We start from the raw sequence: 6,313 nt of genomic DNA, 5'->3' as shown, positions 1-6,313 counted from the left end.
GGATCGACTCCCCCAGGGCGGACTCCAGCGATTGGAGCACGGCCTGCAGGTCCCGGTCGTCGGGGGCGGTCGCCTTGCCCTCCTCATCCCGGGCCTCGAAGAGAGCGCGCAGGTCGTGGACCAGCCCCTGGGCCCGCAGGTCCTCCGCCTGGTGGTCGTAGAGGATCCCGCGACCCCGCGTCTCCACCGTCTTGCGGAAGGCGGTCACGGCCTGGATCAGGAGCTTGTCGTCCAGGTCCGTGCGCCGGGAGTGGATGGCGGTGATCCCGACGAGGGTTATGAAGAACAGGCGGCTCTGTTCGTCGCTCAGCTCCTGAAAGTGCGGGGCCAGCCGGCGCAGGTCCCGCTGCCGCTCCGTCTCCCGGCCCGCCCAAGCCACCGGCCCCCGGAGGTAGACGCAGTCGTCGGGGCAGTCGATCTCGATTCGTCGCTTCGTGCCGCAGCAGTGCGAGCAGATCTCCGCCCCCTTGGCGGGACACCGCCGCTTCCCCTTGCGCTGGCGGCAGAGGGGACAGCTAGCCAATCTTCACCATGTCCTTGAGCTCGACCAGGATCTCCTCCGCGGTGGCGAAGCGCAGCTCCTCGCGGGGGTGGAGGCAACGGAGGAGGAGCTTGTCGATGGCCTCCGGGACGCCGGGGGCGAGCGTGCTGGGCAGGGGGAGCCCCACGCCCTGGGGGTGCGCCTTGGGATGGGTGCCGGTGAGCAGGTGGTAGACCACCGCCGCCATCGAGTAGAGGTCGCCCCCCGCATCGAGCCGGTTCTCGGGAGACCGATAGTTGTCGGGGGAGTTCGCGGCGTGAGCCAGCCGACCCAGGCCCAGGTCGGCGATCTTCAATACGCCCGAGGCCACCATGATGTTGGAGGGCTGGATGGAGCCGTGGACCAGCTGGCGCCCGTGAATGACGGAGAGGGTCTGGGCGAGCACGCGCCCGAGGCCGTGCACCTGGGCGAAGCTCATCTTGCGCCCGGCCTTGAGCGCCTCCGCAAAGTTCTTTCCCTGCACGAGCTCCGTCACCAGGCAGCGCTCGCCGTTCACCTCCACCATGCCCAGGACCTTCACCAGATTGGGATGGGAGAGCTGAGCCGCGGCCTTGAGGTCCGCCACCAGGCCGGAGAGCACGCCGTCGCCCTTCAGGGCTTCGGCGCGGATCACCCGGAGGGCCACGCTGCGGCCGTCGACCTGGTCCTCGGCCCGGAAGACTTTCCCCAGCGGCCCGCGTCCGATCTCCTCCTTAGGAGTGAAGCGCTGGCCCTTGGGCAGGGCGGGGGGGGGCACTCGAGGGGCGGAGGGCGTGGGGGCCCGGGAGGCAGGGGCGGAGGGGGGGGCGGTCACACCGCCCGCCGCCAGCCGCGCCACCCGCTTCTCGACGTCGCGGAAACGGAGGTCCTCAGATTGGATCTTCTTGTAGATGCCCAGGGCCTCGGCCCCATTGCCGGAGGTCTCATGGGCCAGGGCCAGCCAATAGTACAGATCGAGGTTGGCGGACGAGACCGGTTGCCCGGCGATCGCCTTCTGCACCCGCTCGATGGCCAGGCCCTGCATGCGCGCCTCGATGAAGAGGCGGGCCAGAAGCTCGGTGGCGGCCCGATAGTACTCGTCGCTCGCCCCCACCCGCTGGAGGAGGGCGATGGCCTTGTCGCGCTCTCCCGCCTTGGCCGCGGCCTCCCCGCTCTTGAAGGTGAGGCCGGCCTTGGCGTAGAGCTCGGTGGCCTTGGTTGCGTTCCCCACCTCTTCGTAGAGCTTGGCCGCGGTCTCGAGCTCGCCCCCCCGCTCATAGCTCGCCGCCGCTCGGTCCTTGAGGCCGGCCCGGATGTAGACGGATCCGGCGGCCGCGAAGCTATCCCCGGCTTCGTAGGCCCCCGCGGCTTCCGCCAGCATGTTCACGGACTCGAAGAGCTCGGCCGCCCGCAGGAAATCGTGCCCCTGCTGGAAAAAGGCCGCCGCCTCCGCCTGACGGTCCGCCTTGAAGGCGACCTCGCCGCGCAGGTTGGCCGCGCGCACGGGATCGCCCCCCTGATCACAGGCGGCGGCGGCGGAGGCCGGGTCCTCGGCCCGCAAGTAGAGCTCGGCCGCCTTCGCGAACTGGCCCAGGCTCTGGGCGACACGGGCAGCCTCTTTGAAGAAGTCCCCCTTCGAGTAGATCTGGAAGGCCCGCTTCGGGTCTTGCGCCTTCTCGAAGAGCTGGCCGGCCAAAAGCGCAGCCTTTTGGTCCGCGGAGGGCCCGGAGGAGGAGAAGCTCGTGGAGAAGGAGACGTTCTCCATGAAGTGCTTCTCGTAGCTCTCCGCCGCTTTCAGGAACTCGCCGGTTTTCGCGTAGGCCTCGGCTGCCCGCAGCGGATATCCGCTGCGGGCGTAGAGCTCGGCCGCCTTGTCCCAGGCGCCCCCTACGCCGTAGAGCCGGGCCGCTTCGAGGTTGTTCCCCTTCTCCTGGAACAGGGCCGCCGCCCGGGTCGGCTTCCCCGCCGACACCAGCAGCTGGGCCCCCTTCTTGTGGTCGCCCGCCTGCAGGAACAGCTCGGCCGCCCGCTCCGTCCGGCCCATCTTCTCGTAGAGGGAGGCGGCCGCCCAGTTTTCGTTGCCTTCCAGGTAGGTCTCCGCGGCCGCTTCCAGATGTTCGTTGTCCTCCAGCATCTTGCCGGCGGCCAACCAGTTGCCCTGCTTCTTGAACTTCTCGATCGTCTTCTGGAGCTTGGCCTCCGCGTACCGGGGCCCCAGGATCTTGCCGACGACGTCCTCCTTGCTGATGCCCGTGCCGGGAACCCGGACCCGGAGTTTGGGGGAGAGCTTCTGGTAGGCGACGACGACGGCGATCAGGCCCAGGATCCACGGAATGTAAGGGAAGAGGAGATCCAGCATGGGGGGTCGGCACCCCTCCAGGAGCGCGCCCGTTCTTGAGGGACGCCGGATTATAGCAGAGCCCTGGGCCCTCGCGCGATGGCCCCTCCATGCTATCCTCCGGCCACTCCGCATCTTCGGGGGGAGGCGAGCGCATGGGTGAGGCGGCCAAGACCGCGGCGGCCCGGGTCGGCGGGGGGCTCGTGCGCGGCTTGGGGCTCCTGGACGCGACTACCCTCATCGTGGGGAGCGTGATCGGGTCGGGGATTTTCTTCGCCCCCTCCATCATGGCCGGCTACCTCCAGACCCCCGGTCTGCTCCTCGGCCTGTGGGTCCTGGGCGGCGTCCTCACCCTCTTCGGCGCCCTCTCCTACGGGGAGATGGCGGCCGCCCTGCCCCGGGCGGGTGGCCAGTACGTGTTCCTCTCCGAGGCCTTCACCCCCCTCTGGGGCTTCCTTTACGGATGGACTTTCCTCTTGGCCATCAACACCGGCTTCGTGGCCGCGGTGGCGGTGGCCTTCGCTAAGACCCTGGGCTTCTTCCTGCCCGGGGTGGGCGAGGCCACGGTTCTCTTCCAGGTGGGCGGTTTCGCGTTCAGCACCGCCCAGGCCGTGGCCCTCGTGGTCATCGCCGCCCTCACCTACGTCAACATCACGGGCCTGCGCACGGGGGCGACCGTCCAGAACATCTTCACGATCGCGAAGGTGGCGGCGGTGGCAGTGCTGGTGGTCCTGGCCTTGGCCACGGCCAAAGGCTCGACCGCCCACTTCACGCCCATCGTGGGCCTGGAGCTCGGGGCCAAGGGCGTCGAGATGGGGCTCCTGGCCGCCCTGGCGGGGGCCATGAGCAAGGCCCTCTTCAGCTACGACGCGTGGAACTCCATTACCTTCGCGGCCGAGGAAGTGAAGGACCCCGAGCGCAACCTCCCCCGCTCCCTGTTCTTGGGCACCCTCGGCGTCACCGCCGTGTACTGCTCGGCGGTCGCGGTCTACCTCTACCTCGTCCCCATCTCGGAGATGGCGGGGGTCAAGGAGAACCGCATCGCGACCGAGGCGGCCGTGCGCATGATCGGCTCCCCGGGGGGAGCCTTCATCGCGGTGGCGATCCTCATCTCCACGTTCGGCTGCGTCAACGGCCTCACCCTGGCCGGGGCCCGCGTGGTGTACGCCATGGGACGGGATGGCTTCTTCTTCCGGGGGGTGGCTACCGTCCATCCCCGGTACCGGACGCCGGTCCAGGCCCTCCTCCTGCATGGCGCGGTCGCGGCCGGGCTCACCCTGACCGGGACCTATAGCGATCTGTTGACCCTGACCGCGTTTTCGTCGCTGCTCTTCAACGTCCTCACCGTGGCGGGGCTCTTCGTCCTGCGCTACCGCCAGCCGAACCTGCACCGGCCGTATCGGGTCTGGGGGTACCCGGTGCTGCCCGCCCTCTACATCCTGGTCGCCCTCTTCTTCGTGGTTTACATCCCGATTGCCGATCCCCGGAATGCCGGCTTGGGGCTGCTCCTGACCGCGCTCGGCCTTCCTGCTTACTGGTTCTGGCGCCATCGGCGGCCGTAACTTCAGACGCATGTTGACTTAAGCGCTCCTTCTGGCCTATCCTCATGAGGGTCCTTCCGAGCCCGTCCGGGCCCGTCTTGGCCGCCCGAAGCCAGTGATGAAAGCAACTCGCAGCAAAGATAGCCAGAAGCCAGCCGCCTCGTCCCCGCGCGGCTCCGCCCCGGACCGCCCGGGCCAGGACCTGCTGACATCCCAGGATTTGTTCGGGGACATGGTGGACGCCGCCGCCCCCGAGAAGGGGGGTCCATCCCCAACGCACCGGGAGCCGATCAAGGTCAAGATCTCCGAGCCGGCAGCCCCTCCCAAGGGGCAGGCGGGCCCCAAAGGCGAGATCCTCCCCGAAGACGTCTCGGCGCTGATCACGGCCTTCTCCGATCCAGAGGAGGTGGGGCGAGCCCCGCTCAAGAAGGCGCGGCCCGAGATCCCGGACGAGGTGAAGGCCGAGGTCGACATCTTGCTGGCCCGGTTGGACCCCCTGGAAGGGGAGGAAGATCCCACCGGGGGCGCCCCCGAGAGGGGGGCCCCCGTCAACATCGACGCCATCTTCGCCCCCGCGCAGGCTCCCGCCCCTGCGGCCCCGACCCGGCCTGTTCCCGAGGACGGGGACGATCTCGCCCCGCCCACCAGCCGGACGGCTGCAAAGTTCCAGGTGGCGCCCCCCCAGCCTCAGCTCTCGGAGGACCCGGCCCTGGATCTGGCGGCCCTGGCCGAGGACGCGCTTGGGAGGCCCGCTCCTCCCGAGCCTCCCCCCGAGCGTCCGCCCTTCCGTGACGCGGGCACGTGGCGGGACGACGTCTATGGCCCCTACCGCCTGCTGGATCGGGTGGCGGTCGGGGGCATGGCCGAGGTGTTCAAGGCCAAGCGCAGCGGGGTCGAGGGGTTCGAGAAGATCGTGGCCGTGAAGCGGATCCTCCCCCACCTCTCCGACAACAAGGAGTTCGTGGACATGTTCGTGAACGAGGCCAAGATGGTGGCCGGCCTCACCCACCCGAACATCGTCCAGATCTTCGACCTCGGCCGCATCGATAAGAGCTACTACATCGCCATGGAGTACGTCCATGGCCGGGACCTTCGCACCATCATGCGCCGGGCCAAGGAGAAGGGGCCCCGCATCCCCCTCGAGCTCGGCCTCAGGATCGTGAGCAACGTGTGCTCCGCCCTGGAGTACGCCCACCGCAAGCGGGATGACCGGGGGCGGCCCATGCAGATCGTCCACCGCGATGTCAGTCCCCAGAACATCCTGATTTCCTTCGAGGGCGAGGTGAAGCTCACCGACTTCGGCATCGCCAAGGCCGCCACCAAGGCCTCCACCACCGACCGGGGGGCGCTGCGGGGCAAGCTGCTCTACATGAGCCCCGAGCAGGCGTGGGGCAAGCCGATGGACTGCCGGAGCGACCTCTTCTCCCTGGGCATCGTGCTCTACGAGATCGTCACCGACCAAAAGCCCTTCCTGGCCGCGGGCGGGGGCTCGGAGATGAGCATCCTGGAGCTGGTCCGGCAGTGCCACATCGCGCCCCCAAAGTCCGTGAACCCGCAGATCGCAGACACCCTGGACAAGCTGCTCCGGAGGGCCCTCGATCGGGACCCCTCCCGGCGCTTCCAGGACGCGGCGGAGATGGGCCGGGGACTGGAGCGGATCCTGCACGAGCGGCCGCCGCTGTCTGCCAACGAGCTCGGCCGGTTCATGGAACTCCTCTTCGACCGCCAGGAGCGCGAGGAGGCACTGCCGGACGACCACTCGTCCGGGGAGCACCGCGCTTCCCTCCCCGACCCCGCGGACCTGGGGGCGGAGCTGGAGGCGGGACCGCTGGGGGCCGCCTCCGCGGAGATGGGGGGCAAGAAAGACGCCCCCGAAAAGACGTCGTTGGACGCGCTCCTGAAGAAGTTCGGGATCAAGTGACGGCGCCTCCCGCG

Annotated in this window: 4 protein-coding genes; 2 read left to right on the top strand and 2 right to left on the bottom strand. The window is 69.1% G+C overall.

Annotated features, from left to right (window positions below):
- Positions 1 to 523, bottom strand: a 523-nt coding sequence (locus tag VN461_10180) for a hypothetical protein (GenBank protein ID HXB55140.1), incomplete at its 3' end; no start/stop codon positions are given.
- A complete protein-coding gene (locus tag VN461_10175) occupies positions 516 to 2,858 on the bottom strand; it encodes a protein kinase (protein HXB55139.1) in 2,343 nt (780 codons plus the stop codon). The genes VN461_10180 and VN461_10175, both read right to left, overlap by 8 nt.
- Positions 2,859 to 2,992: 134 nt before the next feature.
- Here VN461_10175 and VN461_10170 point away from each other — a divergent pair, with 134 nt between their 5' ends.
- Together VN461_10170 and VN461_10165 are read left to right on the top strand one after the other, a co-directional pair.
- Entirely contained in the window at positions 2,993 to 4,399 is a 1,407-nt protein-coding gene (locus tag VN461_10170) for an APC family permease (protein HXB55138.1), read from the top strand.
- A 97-nt stretch (positions 4,400 to 4,496) separates the two neighbouring features.
- Positions 4,497 to 6,299, top strand: a complete 1,803-nt coding sequence (locus VN461_10165; GenBank protein HXB55137.1) for a serine/threonine-protein kinase — start codon at positions 4,497 to 4,499, stop codon at positions 6,297 to 6,299.
- The last annotated feature ends 14 nt before the right edge of the window (positions 6,300 to 6,313 follow it).

Source organism: Vicinamibacteria bacterium (assembly GCA_035570235.1).
Classification (GTDB): Bacteria; Acidobacteriota; Vicinamibacteria; order Fen-336; family Fen-336; genus DATMML01.
Note: the sequence above shows the minus strand (reverse complement) of the source record. Positions and strands in the feature narration are given on the sequence as shown.

Excerpts from the sequence above, each read along its gene's own strand:
- VN461_10175 (HXB55139.1), bottom strand. The coding sequence starts at position 2,858 with ATGCTGGATCTCCTCTTCCCTTACATTCCGTGGATCCTGGGCCTGATC.
- VN461_10170 (HXB55138.1), top strand. The coding sequence starts at position 2,993 with ATGGGTGAGGCGGCCAAGACCGCGGCGGCCCGGGTCGGCGGGGGGCTC.
- VN461_10165 (HXB55137.1), top strand. The coding sequence starts at position 4,497 with ATGAAAGCAACTCGCAGCAAAGATAGCCAGAAGCCAGCCGCCTCGTCC.